The organism is Ktedonosporobacter rubrisoli, assembly GCF_004208415.1.
Classification (GTDB): domain Bacteria; phylum Chloroflexota; class Ktedonobacteria; order Ktedonobacterales; family Ktedonobacteraceae; genus Ktedonosporobacter; species Ktedonosporobacter rubrisoli.
Genome location: NZ_CP035758.1, coordinates 341,970 through 360,717, shown reverse-complemented (window position 1 = coordinate 360,717; position 18,748 = coordinate 341,970). Strand labels below are relative to the sequence as shown.

At 53.3% G+C, this 18,748-nt stretch carries 17 protein-coding genes; 6 read left to right on the top strand and 11 right to left on the bottom strand.

The features are described 5' to 3' along the window. Positions 1-114: 114 nt before the first annotated feature. Together EPA93_RS01640 and EPA93_RS01635 are read right to left on the bottom strand one after the other, a co-directional pair. A complete protein-coding gene (locus tag EPA93_RS01640) occupies positions 115-3,315 on the bottom strand; it encodes a winged helix-turn-helix domain-containing protein (protein ID WP_129885361.1) in 3,201 nt (1,066 codons plus the stop codon). A 166-nt stretch (positions 3,316-3,481) separates the two neighbouring features. Next, positions 3,482-4,990 carry an alpha/beta hydrolase family protein gene (locus EPA93_RS01635; RefSeq protein ID WP_129885360.1) on the bottom strand — a complete coding sequence of 503 codons (1,509 nt, stop codon included), beginning with the start codon at positions 4,988-4,990 and terminating at the stop codon, positions 3,482-3,484. 324 nt (positions 4,991-5,314) lie between these two features. Here EPA93_RS01635 and EPA93_RS01630 point away from each other — a divergent pair, with 324 nt between their 5' ends. Then, positions 5,315-6,043, top strand: a complete 729-nt coding sequence (locus EPA93_RS01630; protein ID WP_129885359.1) for a hypothetical protein — start codon at positions 5,315-5,317, stop codon at positions 6,041-6,043. 71 nt (positions 6,044-6,114) lie between these two features. After that, positions 6,115-6,600, top strand: a complete 486-nt coding sequence (locus EPA93_RS01625; RefSeq protein WP_129885358.1) for a DUF3291 domain-containing protein — start codon at positions 6,115-6,117, stop codon at positions 6,598-6,600. A gap of 127 nt (positions 6,601-6,727) precedes the next feature. On the opposite strand, the gene EPA93_RS01620 is transcribed toward EPA93_RS01625, so the two are convergent. Next, the gene (locus EPA93_RS01620) at positions 6,728-7,654 is read right to left on the bottom strand and encodes an alpha/beta fold hydrolase (protein WP_129885357.1); all 927 of its coding nucleotides are present in this window, start codon (positions 7,652-7,654) and stop codon (positions 6,728-6,730) included. A gap of 447 nt (positions 7,655-8,101) precedes the next feature. Then, on the bottom strand, positions 8,102-8,326 hold the full coding sequence (locus EPA93_RS01615) for a hypothetical protein (RefSeq protein WP_129885356.1): 225 nt from the start codon (positions 8,324-8,326) through the stop codon (positions 8,102-8,104). 225 nt (positions 8,327-8,551) lie between these two features. On the opposite strand from EPA93_RS01615, the gene EPA93_RS01610 reads away from it, so the two are divergent. Together EPA93_RS01610 and EPA93_RS50220 are read left to right on the top strand one after the other, a co-directional pair. After that, positions 8,552-9,175 carry a TetR/AcrR family transcriptional regulator gene (locus EPA93_RS01610; protein WP_129885355.1) on the top strand — a complete coding sequence of 208 codons (624 nt, stop codon included), beginning with the start codon at positions 8,552-8,554 and terminating at the stop codon, positions 9,173-9,175. A 10-nt stretch (positions 9,176-9,185) separates the two neighbouring features. Then, entirely contained in the window at positions 9,186-9,320 is a 135-nt protein-coding gene (locus EPA93_RS50220; RefSeq protein ID WP_277988712.1) for a hypothetical protein, read from the top strand. A gap of 14 nt (positions 9,321-9,334) precedes the next feature. On the opposite strand, the gene EPA93_RS01605 is transcribed toward EPA93_RS50220, so the two are convergent. After that, on the bottom strand, positions 9,335-10,132 hold the full coding sequence (locus tag EPA93_RS01605) for a TetR/AcrR family transcriptional regulator (RefSeq protein WP_129885354.1): 798 nt from the start codon (positions 10,130-10,132) through the stop codon (positions 9,335-9,337). Positions 10,133-10,459: 327 nt separating this feature from the next. Between EPA93_RS01605 and EPA93_RS01600 the strand changes: the two genes are divergently transcribed. After that, positions 10,460-11,443: an ATP-binding cassette domain-containing protein gene (locus EPA93_RS01600; RefSeq protein WP_129885353.1), complete on the top strand. Its 984-nt coding sequence runs from the start codon at positions 10,460-10,462 to the stop codon at positions 11,441-11,443. Beyond that, positions 11,440-12,267, top strand: a complete 828-nt coding sequence (locus tag EPA93_RS01595) for an ABC transporter permease (protein WP_129885352.1) — start codon at positions 11,440-11,442, stop codon at positions 12,265-12,267. The genes EPA93_RS01600 and EPA93_RS01595 overlap by 4 nt, the downstream gene beginning before the upstream one ends. A 63-nt stretch (positions 12,268-12,330) precedes the next feature. Here the strand turns inward: EPA93_RS01595 and EPA93_RS01590 are convergent, their stop codons facing one another. From EPA93_RS01590 to EPA93_RS01565, 6 genes are all read right to left on the bottom strand, one after another. Continuing rightward, positions 12,331-12,783, bottom strand: coding sequence for an FAS1-like dehydratase domain-containing protein (locus tag EPA93_RS01590; RefSeq protein ID WP_129885351.1), 453 nt, complete (start codon positions 12,781-12,783; stop codon positions 12,331-12,333). Positions 12,784-12,949: 166 nt separating this feature from the next. Then, complete coding sequence (gene fabG / locus EPA93_RS01585; protein WP_129885350.1) at positions 12,950-13,708, bottom strand: 3-oxoacyl-ACP reductase FabG; 759 nt, start codon at positions 13,706-13,708, stop codon at positions 12,950-12,952. 68 nt (positions 13,709-13,776) lie between these two features. After that, positions 13,777-15,918, bottom strand: coding sequence for an acetate--CoA ligase family protein (locus EPA93_RS01580; protein ID WP_129885349.1), 2,142 nt, complete (start codon positions 15,916-15,918; stop codon positions 13,777-13,779). Between the two features lie 46 nt (positions 15,919-15,964). Then, positions 15,965-16,369: a Zn-ribbon domain-containing OB-fold protein gene (locus EPA93_RS01575; protein WP_129885348.1), complete on the bottom strand. Its 405-nt coding sequence runs from the start codon at positions 16,367-16,369 to the stop codon at positions 15,965-15,967. A gap of 5 nt (positions 16,370-16,374) precedes the next feature. Continuing rightward, positions 16,375-17,523 (bottom strand): acetyl-CoA acetyltransferase, encoded by a 1,149-nt coding sequence (locus EPA93_RS01570; protein WP_129885347.1) that lies wholly within the window; start codon positions 17,521-17,523, stop codon positions 16,375-16,377. After that, the gene (locus EPA93_RS01565) at positions 17,523-18,689 is read right to left on the bottom strand and encodes an acyl-CoA dehydrogenase family protein (protein WP_129885346.1); all 1,167 of its coding nucleotides are present in this window, start codon (positions 18,687-18,689) and stop codon (positions 17,523-17,525) included. Before EPA93_RS01565 ends, EPA93_RS01570 begins: the two co-directional genes overlap by 1 nt. Between the last annotated feature and the right edge of the window lie 59 nt (positions 18,690-18,748).

Sequence of the window (18,748 nt, the reverse complement as noted above, 5' to 3'; positions counted from 1 at the left end):
ACATCTGGCGTGAAAGTGATGGTATGCATCCCTGCGGAACTGCTCTGAGTAGGGGACGTGGAGAAGGAAGATGGCTATTCTCCAAATGGACAATTGAGCAGACGGTTTAAGAAGCTAGCGCAGTTTCTCGCGTCGAGCTAGCTCGCTAGCTTCCATCCGGTTGGCCACCCCAAGCTTTCGATAGATATTCTTGACATGCGCTTTGATTGTGTTGACAGAAACAACGAGTTCCTGCGCGATCTGTGGATTACTGCGTCCCGCTATTAAGAGCGTGAGTACGCGCTGCTCTTGTAAGGAGAGGGTAGAGAGCAGGGAACTCGCCCTTCCATCAAGATTTTTTCCCTGGGTGGGCAGAGAGCTAAGAAACTGCTGCAAAATAGTGCGAGCATAGGTATACACTGGCTGTTCTGTGATAGAAGGCAACAAAGAACGCAAGAGAGCCACAAAGGTTGCTCCTTCACTGAGGAAGAGGCGCACGTAGCCCGCGTTGCGAGCTTCTCTAAGCACCTCATAGAGCTGTTGGTGAGCTTCTTGCTCCTGCTGGCAGGCGAAATATGTGAGCGCGATGAGAAGCTGTATTTCCGTGGCGCGCATAAGATATCTTGCTGCGCGGGCCGATGTGAGAAGCAGGGCAAGTAAGGGGATGATATTCTGGGTACCATCCTGCAAAAGGCGCAAGCGCGCCTGGAGTAGTTGTAATGTCTGATGCTGGAGCACAGAAAGTTCTTGGGTGGCCGTGAGCGTGTTGAGTGTGCGTGTGGCCGCCAGGAGATCGCCATCTCTCAGCTGAAACTGCGCTTGCAGAAGGAGAACGTCGGGAATGAACTGTCGCACGTTTGGCGCTGCGCTGGCCTGAAGACGTGTAAAAAGCGTAGAGAGCGAGGCTAGCGCCCGGGCCACTTCGCCGCCGGCATGCAGCACCTGAGCACTTAAAAGTTCCCCCTTCGTGCGCGACTCCTCTTCCAAAGGAAGAAAATGTCCTCTGTATCTGCAGGTTGATGCTGCGTGGAGCAGCTGCTTTGCTCGGGCCAGATCGTTCCATTCGTAGGCCAGCCGGGCCAGTCCATGGAGGGAGTCTATATGCACAATATCCTCTCCCTTTTCATCCTGATTGCTGGTTTCGGCAAGCGTCTGTTCGTAGTAGGAGGCAGCCTGGTGCAAGTCGCCAAGAGCGACGCAAATATCGGCAAGCTTTGTGCGGAACGGGCGCACAAACACCTTGTTCTTGCTGGCTGTACTGCGCGTATATGCATCAAGAAAGATCTGATAGGCTTGCTCAAATGAGCCTTTATGGATGGCTTCAACACCGATAGCCATCAGGCAGCCAAGGCGCCAGTCGATCCATTCGGCCTGTCTTATGGAAGAGGGAAGTGAGGAGCTGACAGATTGCTCAGATGTAAGGGGGAGGAAAGTAAGCGCTTGATGAGCATAGGCCGCGGCAGGCGCAAGAAGGCCTTGCCGTGCAGTAAGCGTAGCTCGAAAGGCGTAGAGTATACCAAGATGTTGCCAATCTTCCTCAAGTCTCCAGCCTTTTTCCGCCAGCAAGAGCAGATCTTCAACGCTTTCTATATTCAATGGGGAGCCATCCCTATCTTCAGTGAAAAGCAGCGCCTGCGCTAAGCGGAAGCAAAGACGTGGGTGTAGCTCTAGTAGGGGCCCTGGAAGCTGTTCTAACCAGCCACGCATAGTATAGTGCTCGGCAAAACGAGCCTCATTCTCCATTTCTACGATCAAGGAGATCGCCAGTTCAAACATTTGGGCAGAAAGGGCGGCCTCAATGGCTTCTATTGGCATTGCGTGAGCCTCGTACCAGTAAGAGGCTACAATTGAAAGATGCTGTAGCACTTCTTTACCCAGGCGGCGTGCTGCCTCCTCTCTTAGAATCTCGGCGAAGAGTGGATGATGACGATACCACAGGTCTGGAACTTCCAGGGCCTCTATAAAGAAGCCCGAACGGTAAGCCTGCTCCAGCAGCCCAGCTCCATCCTGCATTCCAGTAACTGCCTCGCAGAGCGCTCCGGTGAGGCAATTAAGTATGCTGGTCTGCAGTAGGAAGAGTTGAAGCGGCGCTGGTTGCATGGCGAGAACCTCACTTAGAAAATACTCCTGAATGAAGCGATGGGGCCGATTGGCAGCAAAGCGCGAGTTCAGTTGCGCAAGAGTCCCTGTCGCCGCTTGAGGCGTTCCCTGGCTCTGCAAGCTCAAGGCAAAGAGGCGCAAGCCAGCGGCCCAACCGTCTAGTTGAGCGTGTAGCGCGTGTATTGTCTCTTCTGAGAGAGCGTGGGGTAGAACCTGCTGGAGAAAGATGCGCGTTTCCTCAGGGGAGAAGCGAAGAAAGGAGGACTGCACTTCCTGAAGGTTCCCGCTCGCGCGCCAGCGTACGAGCGGAAGAGGCGGCTCGCTACGGGTGAGAATGATCACATGCATATTAGCTGGGAGATGTTCGATAAAAAAGGTAAGCGTCTCATGAATAGCCTCCTTCTCAATGAGGTGATAGTCATCAAGGATGAGCACTGCTGACAGCTTCATCCTGGCGAGCTCGTTAAGCCAGGAGGTGAGAGCAGCTTCCAGAGAAGATGAGGCAAATGGCATTTGCGCAGAGAGCGACAAGTGTTCCTGGGCAGCCTGTCCAAGATCTGGATGAAATACGCGACAGGCAGTGATCAGCGAAGACCAGAAGCGGATAGGATCATTATCGCCATGGTCAAGAGAGAGCCAGGCTGCAGGGTAGCCCTGCCGCCGGGCAATCCAGGAGGCAATGAGCGTGGTTTTGCCGTAACCTGCCGGAGCCTGCACAAGGGTCAGCTTCTGCCTCTGGCCTGCGTCCAGTAGCGTGAGTAGATGTGGACGCGAGACTAACAAGGGCTGGAGCCGGGGTGGGCGTAGTTTCGTTTCCAGGAATGAGAACGGGACTGATGCTCTGGCTGGATACTCAGAGGTCAGGGCAGGCTGAGTTGCCAGGGAACGAAGAGGCACTTGCTTATCTTCAGCCCCAAGACGAGCGCTGATCTCTTCCAGGCGGTCGAGCGAGAGATGAGCCGTTCGGCCTAGATAGCGTTTTTTCGTGTGCCCCTGAAATGACCGATAGGCGTACCAGTAGGCATCTCCGCGCCGAAGCCGCTCTTTACGAATGGTACAATGCACCCCGGCGCGGCCCTCGAAGGCGAAAGAGGTAAGCATGTCGAGCCACTTCTGCCAGGCTTGATCGACCGAGATGATCCCGGAGTCAAGGGTGAGAGTGCCAAAGGTGATGATATAACGCTGCTCTTGCTGAGACCAACGAAGCAAATGCAGGTGGGTTGTACGCTTTGGCATCAGCCTGCCCTTCTCATTGGGTAAAAGCCCATACTCTTACCTAACATGATGAGGGTAGTATACCACAGAGATTTCTCAGTTAGGTAAGTTGAATGATGCTTGCCCAGGCTCTCGCGTGCTGACGCGTAGACCAGAGAACGAGAAAGGCGAGAGATGAAGCCAACTTTTATGGTCCATGCCTGGCAAAGATGACCTCGGGGTAGCGTGCCGCAGGTCCCGTAAGCAGGGCCTCCGGCTGGCCCTTGAGGTGTTTATCAAAGAAGGCGAGCGAGTAGGCATTGACGATCTCATGGGCACGCTGACTTCCAAGCGGTCCGCCAAGGCCAATAAGTGGCGCTAGCGGTGAGAAAAGGTCAAGGTCTGTGAAATCGATATGGAAAGCTCCTGGAATCTGCACAAAGTAGCCATCTCCTGGCAAATGATTGTATACCGCGCGCATCGTCAGCTGGGTGCGCGCAATATCCTGCTCTGTCCAGCCGCCAGCTTTTTGCCTTTCGAGCCGCATCGTGTCGGCAGGTCTGGTCATCAACATACAGGGCTGGTGCAAGCCCTTTTTCAGCACGTCGTCGGTCATCTCAACATCTATAATCAGGCAAGCGCCAAGGCGTGCATCTTGCAAGCAGGCTTGCGCGCCAATCATGCCGCCCAGGGACATGCCAAACAAACCAACATGTCCAAGATCCAGTTTTCCGGTCAGGAGATGCTGTGGATCACGCGTATTGAGAGAAGCTAGCCGATCAAGCGTAAAGCTGACATCCTGAGCAAAGTACGGGATGATCCCATCCGTGAAGGTCTGGCCGTTGAACTGTGGCGCTTTTTGGGCCGGACTGACGCTCTGTCGAATCAAAGTTTCGATCTGGGTGAAGAGCTCAGTGATGGCTATGCTATGCCCATCGGGAAAAGTCACTGAAGCGGCAACTCCTGGCTGATCGAGGCCCACGACGATATAGCCATGCGATACCAGCTCCTCAATCTGAAAAGTGAGCATCTGGCGGTAGCCAGTGATGCCTTCCAGAGCAATGAGTACGGGATAACCTGGCCGATCGTTAGCTACGGGAACAGATTCAGCAGCGTGGGTCTTTACATATTTGAGATGCTGAAGTAACGATTTTGGGAAATGGTGCAGTTGTTCCAGGGCTGGCGTTACCTCAGCGGCATCGGGGAGATAGGGAGCAGGTAAGGTCAACTGTCCCTTACTGGACGGATACCATATCTGTACCATCAGCTCGCGAGGCCCGTTCTTGTCAGGACTGAATATCTCGTGACGGCTGTGGTCAGTCCAGTGGTAGGTGACAGTCCCGATAGCGTATGGCCCGCTGGGGCGAGGGAAAGAAAAAACAGGGAGAAGCAAGGGGAGTGCAATAGAGAGAGCCATACCAATGACGCACACAGTGCTGGCAAGACTTGCTATTAAGCGTCGCTTTAGTCTCGATTTGGCGATTCTATTGGCTGGCACAAAGCGTTGCAGCGCCCAGGCAAGCGCGAAGAGTCCCGTCAACCCGTATGCCGGAGCCATCTGCCAGCGAGGCCCTTCCAGCACGATTTGGACAACTGCTAACGCTAGCGTGCTGAGTACTATGTATCCTTTCCATTGAGCTACACGCAGTCGCGGTACTGCTAGCAGCAAAAATGTAATAAGATTGGCGCAAACTAAGAGGATTTCAAGTGGTCTCATTCTCTTTTCCTTCACTTCCTACGCTTCATTTGCGATCTGCTGATGAGGTTTGAGCCCTCTGCCTGCTGATGATCGCCACCTGCTTCGCTGCTCTGAACGCTGGTGACGGAACAGGTTCCGGGTAAAGCTCCTGAATATTTTTGTCTTTATCATAGATAAGGGGAGTTTAGCACGCGGCACATGAGTGAGCATCGGCAATCGAACGTATTTTGTACTGACGATAGCAATGCGAGGAGGTACGAGTTGCCTAAGTAAAGTTCATCAAGAGAACTACAAGAGATGTGTACAAATATAATAAAACATTTTTAGTTGTAGGAAGAGCACTTGTTGAACTCGGAGATCGCCGTTGACTTCTCACCAGGGCTCTGCTATAATAAGTTCTGGTGTGCTCGGGGATGCCTTACCGCCGCAAGAAGCTTTCACCCCGAGATCGACGGCTTCGTCGCCTATTGCAGAGCGTCTTTCATTGAGGTCACAAGGGAGCGGGGATTGACCGGGCTGAAGGAGACTGCTATGGACGATGCGATCCACGAACTGAAAATACGCGCTGAAATTCTCCATAAACATGTACGCCGCTACGAACCTCATGCCTTGCAACGCTTGTGCGCACTTCCTATGTTCCGTCATGCTTCCATTGAGGAACTGCAGGAAACTGTTTCAGCTATCCGGCGCCGCGATTGCCTGACCATTATCGCTACCGAACTCGGCTTTGCCACCTGGCCCGAGGCCAGGCATGTGCTTACCAGCACAGGACCGGTAGATAACTTTGGTGATCTTCTCTGCTTACCTCCACGGGCCAGCCATCTCAACCGTTGGTATAAGGGCTATGTTGAGGCTGTTGAAGAGCGCAATCGCTCTCAAGGATTTCTTCTGGCTTACCGTCGTCAATACCTGGTGGTCGATTACTACTATATTGAGGAGTCGCTTGGCTTAGATCCCAATGATGCCGATTGGCAGGAGCTCGGCTATGACTGGGTGCATCCATGTAATGGAAGTGCTCGTTTGCGGCTTTATGCTCGACTGGTGGGCAATCTGCCGCGCGAAAGCTTCTAGCTTCTGCATTCTCTCCTAAGCAGCCTTTACTACTCAGCCATACAAGCGATGTCTCGATGAAAGGACACACCATGTATCATATTGCTCAGGTGAATGTTGCCTATACACTGGCTCCCCTCAATGATCCGCTATTGGCCGATTTTGCGGCCAAGCTGGACCCAATATATGCGCTGGCTGAGGAAAGCCCCGGCTTCATCTGGCGTCCAAAAGCTGAACTTTTTACCGCTGCAGAAGCAGCGCATTTGCCAGTTGACGAGCGCCTTTTTGCGACCATCTCTGTATGGAGCTCGCTGGAAGCGCTCAAAGCTTTTGTCTACAAAAGCGAGCATGCGCAGGTTATGCGCCGCCGTAGAGAATGGTTTAAACGGCTCCAGGGCCCTTATGTGGCTCTGTGGTGGGTTCCTGAGGGCCATCGGCCTGGCTTGGCTGAAGTGAAAGAACGAATGGAATATCTGCGCGCTCATGGTCCGAGCTCGTTTGCCTTCACCTTCGCTCAGCCCTTTCCTGCCCCAGATCTACTATCAGGCACAGCACGTGAGGCCACGAAAAGCAATTAAGAAGTAATAAAGGTAATACGGGCTTCATTATCCTGGAGAATAGTTTGCCAGGTGGATATATGGCAAGCATGGTCCATGCTCCGGGTCGTCTTTAAGCAGGATGACGGCCCGGAAACTATTCCCGGCTTCAAGAAGCCAGAAAACTTTTGACAACCTTAATAAACTGTTCAGCATGTTCGCGGTAGATGAGGTGACCTGCATTCACGAAGCGTACAATTCGCTCATTGGGGCGTTCTGCCGGCTCCTCACGCAGCGTCACCTCTGCGTCCGATGTGGGAAAACTCTCGCTGTACATCAGGAGAACAGGGCAAGTGAGCTGAGCTTGTAATTGCCTTGTCTCCTCATATTTCTTGCTCACGAGCGACCAGAGAACGTCGCTCTGTATGACGAGCTTTAGATCGATATGCGCATATCCCTCTACCATGGGAACATATTGATCCTCAGCAGGCAGCGGGACGCCGGGTGGTACCAGGCGCAGAGAGGATATCATGCGCTCTTCGTGATTCTGCGTTTTGAGCGTCTTGAGGTACTCTACAAATGCTTGATACCAGGCCTGATAGCCTGGCGAATTCACAAAATTTTCTGCCTGGGGAGCTTTATCGTTGGCTCCTGAGACGATAATTGTGCTGACCAGTTCTGGATAGGTAACGGCAAGGCGGATCGCCGTATCTGCTCCCAGCGAAAAGCCAAGAATATGGGGACGATCCAGTTTGAGCATGCGAAGCAGGCTTGCCACGTCTTCGCTCAGTTGATGAGGGGAGAAACCGCTAGCAGCGCGATCCGAGAGGCCATGACCTCTAGCATCGATCATGATGAGATCATAATCCTGCTCTAAGGTCTTGGCGATCTGCAGCCAGCAGATCGCGCACTCTTCGAAGCCATGCAGGAGCACAAGTTGAGGCTTCTGGCCTCCGGTACGATAAAGATGCTGCTTAATACTGTTAGCTTCGATATACTGTTCAGACCAGTGAGTCGGGATCAATTCCTCTATTCTGCGGTAGTTCTTCACTTGCACAATCTGTTCGGTCGGGTACTCGGGTTGGGCGAATTGCATAAGCTCTCCTTCTTGGTGTTGTATGGTAGGATTGTGTTTCAGCCAGTAGTATAAAGTCTGATGTTAGATGAGAGTCAAGCGCTATTTTGCCCCTCGCAACATGCTATGTCAGGCAGGCTGTTTTTTTCTCTGGAGACTGGCAAGAATTACTGCGGCTAGCAACAGGCAAGAAGGCAAGTAACGCCAGCCTTGCCCACAGGGTATTGAAAAGAGCGAAAGGCCATCCCCAGCCATTGTTGAGTGTGTGAATGATGAAAAGTGCTACGAAGAAAGCTTCGGTTGCCGTTGTCCGGGCCAGATTGCTGAAAAGTATTAGGTGGTTAATTTTGCTCAGTTCAGAACTCTAAAAGTAGAGGCGCTGTAAAAAGCGCCTCTTGTTTTCAATTGAGCGAATATACTCAGCTAAAGTATGGGCAACAGGCCAGAAAGGTCGTTGCTCTATTGCTATTAGCCGCTATTTGTATATTGGTCGGTGCCGAGATCATTGACGGGTCCCGGATGCGCATAGTCACCTGAGCCTATATTGGTGCCGGCTCCCGGACCTTTGCCCCAGCCAGGTTTTTGCTCAACATCGCGGCGAATGCGCTCTCGCTTCTCTTCAGTTTGCTGTTTTTCTTGTTCCGTGATCTCCGGCATCCCCTGGCTCTTTTGAGGATTGTCATGCTGAGACATGAATCTATCCTTTCTAGCAAATGCCTGTGCTTTGCTTACTACCTACCTCGTCCCGTACAGAGGAAACACGATCGCGCTTTTGGAGAGGTAACAGGATATATCCAGACGGGATAGCGTCGTCCCGGAGCGTTTGCCTTGCCCGTTTCAGCTTGACATATTTTCTTTCCGATTATACAATGACCTCGATCATTTATGATTATAGTCATTTTTTAGGTGGGAGGGAAAATGAGCGAGAAACCTGCGAGCAAGGGTTTAAGAGAAAAGAATAAGCAGCAAAAGTTAGAGTCCATTCTCAAAGTGGCCCGAGAGCTCTTTGCCGAGAAGGGGTATGAAGACACAACCACGCGTGAGGTCGCCGAACGGGCCCAGATAGCCACCGGAACGCTCTTTCTCTATGTAAAAGATAAGCAAGATCTTCTCTTGCTCGTCTTCTATGAAGACATTGGAAGGCTTATCAATGAAGCTTTTGCAGACCTGCCAGCCCAGGTCTCCTTGCTTGATGAGCTTATAACAATTTTTAGGCATTTCTTCAGCTTCTATCAACGGGACCCGTCTACCGCTCAGGCCTATATTAAGGAGCAGTTATTCTTGCGTGGAAAGGTTGGCTATTATCGAAAAACAATGGATCTGATAGAGAGACTTATCCATCAGATCTCATTGCGTATCGAGCAAGCCCGGCAAAGAGGTGAGGTGAGACAAGATCTAGATGTCGAGATGGCTGCTACAAATTTCTTTGCCCTGTACTACGGTGTCTTAACTGATTGGTTGTGGGGGGAGTACGAGCTTGAAAAAGCTCTGCAGCTCTTGCATAGATCATTTGAATTGCAACTGAGAGGGCTCTGTAGCTGAGAACCTGCTAATGATTATTCCTACGGATCGCGAGGCGCATCTAGCGTTTAGCGAAGTATTGCAAATGCTGAAACCAGCATCGGCGCTCTTCAAACCAACGATTGCCTTGAAGGTGCTCAGATACGCTCTGATCCATCGACATTAATCTACCATGCCTGCTTAGCGCTGCTCCGCCTGCTCAGAACGGTGCAGAATAAGGGCTTCGATCCCGTCCAGCACACGCTGTAGACCGAATTCAAAATCGTAAAGTGCATTTGAGAGAAAATAATTTGTGCCGTCTGCTGGCGGATCGAAGGCGCCCTCTATCGCGACGCGCGTCGCTGTAGGGAAGCGCTTGGGATCAAAGTACGTGTCAAGAATTGGCTCGCGGGCCGCCCACCATTGCTCGTCACTAATGCCGGTCTGCTGCGCAGCAAGGGCAACTTCCATTACCCCCGTGGCAGCCCCCCGCACATAGCCTGCAATGAGATTAACGGCAGCCACCATTTCACGTGCGCTAAGCCCGATCTCGGAAACCACATAAAGAGTAGCGTCGAAGAGCCCGGTTTCGTTGGGGCCAAGTCCCGCACGTACGCTAGAGACCTGTAAGGCCCAGGAATGACGTTGAAAGAGCGCCCAATCCTCACGTGCACGTAGCTCAAGCCGTGCTCGCCAATTGCCCTCTATGCTGGCCGGGTTTGTTTCCTCTCCAAAAATTGTGTCGAGCATAAGATCAAGCAACTCAGCCTTGCCAGGAATATAGGTGTAGAGAGACATTGTGCCGACTGCTAAACGCTCAGCAACGCGGCGCATAGAGAGTGCAGTTAGGCCTTCTGCGTCGGCAATTTCAATGGCAGCCTGTACTATCTGCTCCACGCTTAAACCTGGAGCAGGACCCCGGCTCGGGCTCTTGCGCGTTCCCCATAACAGTTCCAGGCTGCGCTGTGGATCTCCTCTGCCCCCGTACTCTGTCGTCATTGCTTTTGTAACCGTCCCATTGTGATATAGTCAAGCATTTTTCCGGTTTCCTTGCTGACCCTCCTCATCATAACAGATGCTATGCCCAATTGGCTACTTTGTCAGGATTTCTAGCGGGATGCACCTGCCTTTTGGGAACTATCAAAGTGCGTCTGAAATACATTATAGATCAATGTTTCAATTTTAAATTTAGCCTTGCTTATTCCGTACAGTGTATGCTATACTGAAGCCCGGCCAAAAAGGCGTACATTGTACGCTGTAAGGAAGTTCTAAATTTAGCTGAAGAAGATGACGTTTGCAGTTTAAGAACATGAGCAAGGAGGATCAATGCAAGCAAGCGAAAATGCAATACTGACTCGGGGACTGCGTAAGAGCTATGGTAAAGCCAGGGCGCTCGACGGGTTTGAGCTTTCGGTGCGCAAAGGTACAGTGTGTGGATTGCTTGGACCAAACGGTGCGGGAAAGACGACAGCGGTACGCGTTCTTGCCACGCTATTGAAATTTGATGAAGGCTATGCGGAAGTAGCAGGATTTGATGTGGCCAGGCAGGCTGCCCAGGTTCGCTATCGCATTGGATTGGTTGGTCAGCATACCGCCGTAGATGAGATCATCAGCGGTCGGCAGAACCTGGTAATGTTCGCCCGGCTCTATCATCTAGGCGCGGCCGCTGCTCGCCGGCGCGCTGACGAACTATTGGAGCAATTTGGCCTTTCTGAGGCTGCAAACAAGCCAGTCAAACAATACTCAGGAGGTATGCGCCGCCGGCTGGATCTGGCTGCCAGCCTCATTTTGACTCCGCAAGTATTATTCCTAGATGAGCCAAGCACTGGTCTTGATCCGCGAGGCCGTCTAGAAGTGTGGGAGGCTATTCGTTCCCTGGTTGCCGCCGGCACCACAGTATTGCTCACAACCCAATACCTTGATGAGGCGGATCAGCTTGCCAATACCATTTCTGTGATCGATAGCGGACGGGTGATAGCCGAAGGCACGCCAGATCAGCTCAAATCTAAGATTGGAGGAGATCGTATCGACATTGTTTTACAGAGCCCCACTGACCTGGAAACTACTGCTGCTCTTATCCAGCGCATAGCTGGAAATGAGGTAGAGGTTAAACGAGATATGTGCCAGGTAAGCGCGCCCGTACAGGATCGCGTAGCTGCCCTTACCGATGTTGCACGCGAACTGCAGAATGTCGGGATTGTCGCTCAGGATATCGCCTTGCGCCGTCCTACCCTTGATGAAGTCTTCTTGCATCTCACTGGACGGCATATAGAAAAAGATAGCACATCCAAGCAGGAGGTAACAGCATGACTATTGATATCTCTGCAATGCCTCGAACGCCATTAGCTCGGCTACGCTGGGCTCTGCTCGACTCCTGGACCGTGGCCCTGCGGGATTTAAACCATTGGGTGCGCCAGCCAATGCAACTCATCTTCAACTTATTATTCCTTGTAATGTTAGTTCTGATGTTCGGATTCCTCTTTGGCGGCGGTATGCTGGTACCGGGAGGCGGAAATTATCGCGACTTCCTTATGCCAGGTATGTTTGTTATGACCATGTTCTTTGGCATCGAGGCCACCTGCCTCTCCGTAATTACTGATACATCCAGGGGCGTTACCGATCGTTTTCGTTCTATGCCTATGGCCTCGGCGGCAGTAGTACTTGGTCGCTGTATTGCCGACATGCTCAACTCCCTGCTTAGCCTGGTCGCTATGATCCTTTGTGGGCTGCTAGTTGGCTGGCGCTGGCATGGTAGCCTTGGAGGAGCTGTAATGGCCATTGGCCTGTTACTGCTGCTGCGCTTTGCCCTGCTCTGGGTAGGTATCTACCTGGGGCTGCTCTTAAAAACGCCAGAGGCCGTGGGCGCGGTTCAGATTCTAGTCTGGCCGGTCAGTTTTCTCTCAAGCACCTTCGCCTCGCCCGCTACCATGCCCGGTTGGCTGGGTACGCTGGTTGAGTGGAATCCATTGTCCTCATCGATCTCGGCCACGCGTGAGCTCTTTGGCAATGCTGGCTGGGGCGGCGCATCCTGGATTGCCCAGCATGGGCTTTTGATGGCCATTGTCTGGCCCCTGGCGCTGACTATCATCTTCTTCCCGCTGTCAGTGTATGCTTATCAGCGCTTGAGCCGCTGAGCTTCGTATGCTGCCTCTATTTGCAGAGGCAGCATATAGTTCCGTATCCAGTACTGCTAGAGCTTAGCCGCGAATAACGATGGTCGTGCGCGCATTGAGTACTGGCTGATTGTGCTGATTGGTATAGCGCGTTTCAGTGGTGATGATATCCAGGGAGAGACCATCACGGCCCTTGCGTGTCTTGCCATCAACAACTGTTGTAACGCCGGTTAGAACATCATCATGGTAAATCGGGGCAAGATATTCGTATTCTTCCTCTCCATGAAGGATGCGTTTGACATCAATCCCCAGGCTGGCCAGGCCTTCTCCTCGCGAGCGGGCGGCCCAATGGGTAAATACTGTGGGAGCCGTGGGAAAGAGCGGAACATCCTTAAAGCCCGCCTCCTGCGCTGCCTCGCGACTATGATAGATAGGATTGCTATCGCCGATAGCGGTTGCCAGCTCATGAATCTTATTACGATAGACCTCAACTTGGAAGGGCGCAAAGCTATGGCCAATCTTGCTTGTGTCGAACATCTAATGAGCTCCTTAAATAGCTTGTAGTCGTACCTGTTAAGGCAAGCGCAAAGAACTGAACAGCCATGCCCCTGCCTTTCCATACGAACTCAGGGCATCTCGCTAGCAAAGCGGGAGCTAATCACGAATGTAGAGATCAGCTACCAGCTTTGCCTTCGTGTTCATCTTAGCGCGGGCCGCCTGCAACGTAAATGATTTGCCCGCTAACATAGCCGGATTCCTCGGAGGCCAGGAAACAAATAACATTGGCTACGTCGCGCGGCTGACCAACGCGCCTGACCGGAATCACTTTTGAGGCAGCTTCAATGCGCTCCTGGGGATCGAAGCCCATGCGGCGAGCTGTAGCGCGCGTCATTTCCGTATCGATAAAGCCCGGCGCAACAGCATTTGCCGTAATACCGAAGGGGCCTAGTTCAATCGCCAGCGTGCGGGTGAGGCCCTGCAAGCCAGCTTTGGCCGTGGAATAGTTGCTCTGGCCGCGATTGCCCAGCGCAGAAGTTGAGGAGAGCGAGATGATCCGCCCATATTTTTGTTTGACCATATGGGTTTGGGCGGCGCGACTGCACAGAAAAGCTCCGCGTAGATGAACATTCATAACAGTTTCCCAGTCGTCATCGCTCATCTTGAAGAGCAGATTGTCGCGTATGACCCCGGCGTTGTTGACAAGGATATCCAGCCTGCCAAATTTATCTACAGTTTGCTGCACGGCAGCTTCTACTGCTGCGCGTTCAGCGACGTTACAGGAGGCCACAAGCGCTTGTGAGCCCAGGCGCTCGATCTCGGCTGCAACTTGCTTGCAGCCGTCGATATCGATATCGGCAAGGGTTACGCGTGCTCCATCCTCGGCCAGTCGCATGGCTGTTGCCGCTCCAATGCCCCTGCCTGCTCCAGTCACGAAGGCCACGCGGCCATCAAGCTTTCCCATATTCGAAAATTCCTCCGTTTCATAGCCTGCTTACGGTCAGTAAACTATTACAAACATTGCCAAAGACTTTATTGTTGCCAGCTGATCAAGGCATCAAGGGCTTCGATGCCCGGCGCATTGAGCAAAAGTGGATTGATCTCAAGTGCGCTGAGTTGTGGCCCAAGCATATATGCTAACGCACAAATGCGTTCAATGATAGCACTTAAGGCATCCAGATCAAGCGAGGCCTGCCCGCGTGCTCCTTGCAATATAGCGGAGCCACGCAGCTCGCTAAGCATAATTTTAATTTCATGACGCTGAATTGGCAGCACACGCACCGCAGTATCTCTGAGTGCCTCTGTCCAGATCCCGCCCAAGCCTAAGGTAAGCACAAGCCCCCAGAGCTGATCGCGTATGATACCCACAAGCAGTTCAATACCTCCTGGCCGCATCGGGCTTACCAGCACGCCCTCAATAGAGGCTTCCTTCGCTATCTCCCGTACTCTTGCCAGCATCGTTGTGAAGCCTGCGCGCGCAGCCTCCTCGCTAGCTATGTTTAACGCTACGCCGCCGACATCGCTCTTATGGGGAATGCCTGGCGATTGAATCTTGAGCGCGACCGGCAAGCCAAGCGTGCGTGCAGCCTGTGCCGCTTCCTCTGCCGAAGTAGCGAGAATGCCGGGCACTACCGGGATACCCGCCTCTTGCAAGAGGGCGCGCGTACGAGCCTCGGACCAGCTTCCATTGAGGGAATGTTTAGGGATTGCCACGGATAGTGGCACGGACGCTGAAACGTCTTCTATGGTGGCACGGATAAACTCGGACCACCACAAAAGCCGGCCCAGCGCGCGAATCCCATGTTCCATGCCTGCTACAATGTGCAATCCTGTGCGCTCGATAACCGCGCGTATCGTTGGCGTTAGGTCTATACAGGTATTGGAAATGAGCACAACAGGATGAGAAGAGGCACAAATCGCGGCGGCCAGCTGATCGTACTGCTCCAGGGTAGATTGCAGCGCTTCAGGCGTTGGCTTGCGCCCACCATCAATGCTTACCATATACAAAATGAAATCGAGATAAGGTTCGGCCGTTACGACTTTTAGCGCGCGCAACTGGAGCGTCTTATCAACCACAACATAACCCGTAACATCGAGCGGATTATGCGGAGTTGAGAAAGGCGGCAAGACCTCTTTCAAGCTCTCAAGTGTGGTAGGGGCAAAGTTGGGAAGCGCAATCCCCTCTTCCTGCGCCAGATCGGAAAGGATATCGCAGGCGCCACCCGAAGGCGTGACAATGCCCATACGGCGACCGGGAAGTGGACCATGGTAGCCGGCGAGCCCCGCCGTTGTCAGTAAATCTTCAAGCGAGTGGACGCGTAAAATGCCAAGCTGGCGTAAAGCCGCGTCGTTGATCGCGTCATTACCCACCAGGGCTCCGGTATGCGCCAGGGCAGAGCGCGCGCTGGCCTCGCTCCTGCCGATCTTCAGAGCTACTATGGGCTTACGGTACAAACGCGCTTTCTCTGCCACACGACGCAGCTCCTCAGGGTGACGAATGCTCTCTAAAAAGAGCGCAATTGCCTGCGTGGCCTCATCTTCGAGGAGATAATCCACAATATCTGTCACCGAGATCATGCTCTCGTTGCCCATCGAGACCAGCAGGCTCAGACCGATAGCGTGGGCCTGGGCGAAAGCCAGAACCGCACTGGCCAGCGCACCGCTCTGCAGGACTATGCCTACTGGTCCAGCGCGCAAAGGAGGGGCAATCGGCAAACCATAGGGAGTAATCTGGTCAGTAATATTGATAAAGCCATTGCCATTGGGGCCGAGCAGAGTTAGCCCATGTTCTTGCGCATAGGCCAGAAGAGCACTCTCTAGCTGCGCACCTTCCGCGCCTATCTCGCTAAAGCCCGAAGTCAGCACAACGAACTTGCGGATTCCTTGCTCAGTAGCTTCCTTGACTACTGGCAAAACGCTATGTGTTGGCACCATAATGAAGGCCAGATCTACCGGCTCAGCAAGATCGCTGAGCGATTTCAGAGTCCGCTCTCCATGGACGATCTCGTGGCGAGGATGGACCAGGTGGATTGGACCGGCAAATCCGAAGCTCTTCAAGTTCTCAAAGGTATTGATTGACCAGCGCGAGTTATCAGTGGCCCCGACCAGAGCGATGCTGCGCGGCCTGAAGAACGCCTCAAGCTGTTCAGGTAATATATGGCGTGAAACAGACATGCTCTCCTACCTCGTGTGTGCGTATGACAAATACTGTCAGAAGGCTTTATTCAGCAAGGCGGAAATAGGGCAAGGTCATATCCTCAGCGACAGCCTCAAACGTAACGTGTACCGCAGCTCCGATCGCGATGCGCTCGCGAGGTGCCGCGACGATCCTTGTCAGCATACGAACGCCTTCTTCTAACTCAACAATGGCGACAACAAAGGGTGCCTGCTCGGCAAATGGGCCAAACGCCTGGTGGGCAACCGTATAGGAGTAGATGGTGCCTTTACCACTGGCCCTGACCCAGGAAAGCTGCTCTGAGAAGCAGTGAGGGCAGAGCGAGCGCGGATAAAAGACATGATGGGAGCAGGATGCGCAGCGCTGAATGAGCAGCTTTCCTTGCTCCAATCCTTCCCAATATGGCTGCGAGTCTCCGTCTCTCATTGGTTGGGGAATCTGTGCCGACATGCCTATCAGTCCTTTCCAAGAATGACCGTCGCCGCCGAAGAGAGCACGCCACCTGTTCCGTGAGCCAGAGCCAGGCGTGCACCATCAACCTGGCGCTGGCCGCACTCGCCCCGTAGCTGTCGCGTGGCCTCGATAAGCAGAAAGATGCCATACATCCCGGGATGGCAGTATGAGAGCCCTCCACCATTTGTGTTCATGGGAAATGCTCCGCCGGGCGCGGTCCGCTGGCAACTAACAAATGCCCCGCCCTCGCCGGGTCCACAGAATCCCAACGCTTCAAGCGTGAGAATCACTGTGATTGTAAACGAATCGTAGATCTCCACAACATCCATCTCTGCCGGCGTGAGACCTGCCATCTTGAAGGCGGCCTGCCCGGAGGCAATAGCGGCTCGGTGGGTAGCCAGATCGGGCATATTCATAATCGAATTGTGGGTATGAGCCTCGCCATGACCGAGTATCCATACGGGAGCCTTGCGCGCAGCGCGGGCACGCTCTGCTGAGGCAACCACAACCGCGCCCCCACCGTCAGTAACAAGGCAGCAATCCAACAAATGCAGCGGTTCAGCGATCCAGCGTGAGCTCAGCACATCCTCAAGCGTAATGGGGTCGCGCATCATCGCCTTCTCATTGAGTGTGGCCCATTTGCGTGTCGCTACAGCGATCTCTGCCAGCTGAGTACTGCTGGTGCCGTATTCATACATGTGACGCATTGCCGCAAGCGCATAAGCGCCAACCGGAGTTGGTAGGCCGAAAGGACCTTCATATTGCTCAGTAAGCCTGAAGAAGAGGCTGTTGTGGCCGCGAGCTTGTTCCGAGCGCTGGGTGCTGCCGTAAGTGATGAGCGCGACATCAAAGAGGCCAGCTTCAATGCCGGCCAGGGCATGACCGATATGCGCCTCGAAAGAGGAGCCGCCAATGTTGGTAGTATCAGTGTAGGCGGGCTGAATACCCAGATATTCGGCAAGCATAAGATTGGTAGACCAGGCCCAGTTGCCAGCACAGAAAAGGGCACCCACATCCTTAAATTGAAAGCCAGCATCGTCAAGCGCAGCCCTGGCTGCCTGAGCCTGCAATTGAAGTACCGTCTTATTGGGCGTGCGGCCGAGATCAGACTCGGCCACACCAACGATAGCTGCTCGCGAAGGTGAACTCATTAGAGCTCCTCCCCGATCTTGACATAGCCGCGCAAGAGATCGCGCGAGATAATAAAACGCTGGATCTCGTCGGTACCCTCAAAGATGCGCCAGACACGCATCTCGCGGTACCAACGCTCGATCGGCAGCTCTTTGGTATAGCCCATACCGCCGTGGATCTGCAACACGCGATCGGCAACGCGATTGGCCATATTCGAGCCGAAAAGCTTGGCCATAGAGGCTGCGTGACGTGTGCCCTGGCCCTGTTCGGCGAGCCAGGCCGCGTGGAGCATAAGCCACCTGGTCGCTTCGATCTCAACGTGGGAGTCGGCGATCATCCATTGGATGGCCTGGCGCTCAGCTATCGCTTTGCCGAACGTCTTGCGCGTGCGCGCGTGATCGATGGCCATCTGTAACAGCCGTTCCGAAGCCCCCACCGCCCGGGCCGCGATCGCCCAGCGCCCGGCACCAATCCACTGCATACCCAGCTGAAAGCCGCGATTGAGCTCCCCAAGGATATTTTTTTCTGGCACACGCACATTTTCAAAATAGAGCGAGGCCGGTCCCCACTCGCCCATTGTATGGATATATTGAGATCGCCAACCCATCTCGCGATCCACCAGGAAGCAGGTTACACCACCATGGCCCCCTTTGGCTTTATCGGTGACGGCAAAAACCATGGCGAAGTCAGCCTCATTGCCGTTAGTGATGAAGATCTTTTCCCCATTGAGTATCCAGTGCTCCCCATCCTTGACTGCCGACATCTGAATATTGGCGGCATCTGAGCCTGCACCCGGCTCGGTGAGCGCAAAGCAAGAACGCAGCTCGCCATTAATTGTGGGGAGTAAATAGCGCGCTTTTTGCTCTTCATTACAATAATAGAGGATGTTGTCTGCTGAACCGCCAAAGCTAAATGGAACAAAGGTGCGAGCCAACTCCATCATGATAATTGCCGTCATTATCGGGCCTAGATCGGCTCCGCCGTACTCCTCAGGCGTATTGATGCCCCAAAAGCCTATCTCTTTGGCCTTAAGCTGGAGCTCACGTAGTTGCGCTCTTTCGATGCCCAGGCGCCCTTCGCGCTCGTTACGTAACACTTCTCCTTCCAGGGGGATAAGTTCTTTCCTGACGAAATCGCGTACGGTTTGCCGAACCAGTTTCTGTTCATCGCTCAGACGGAAATCCATGTTCATTCCTCCTATGCAAAAATAAGCAATTCTAGCCAGGCTTGGAGAGACAATAAAAA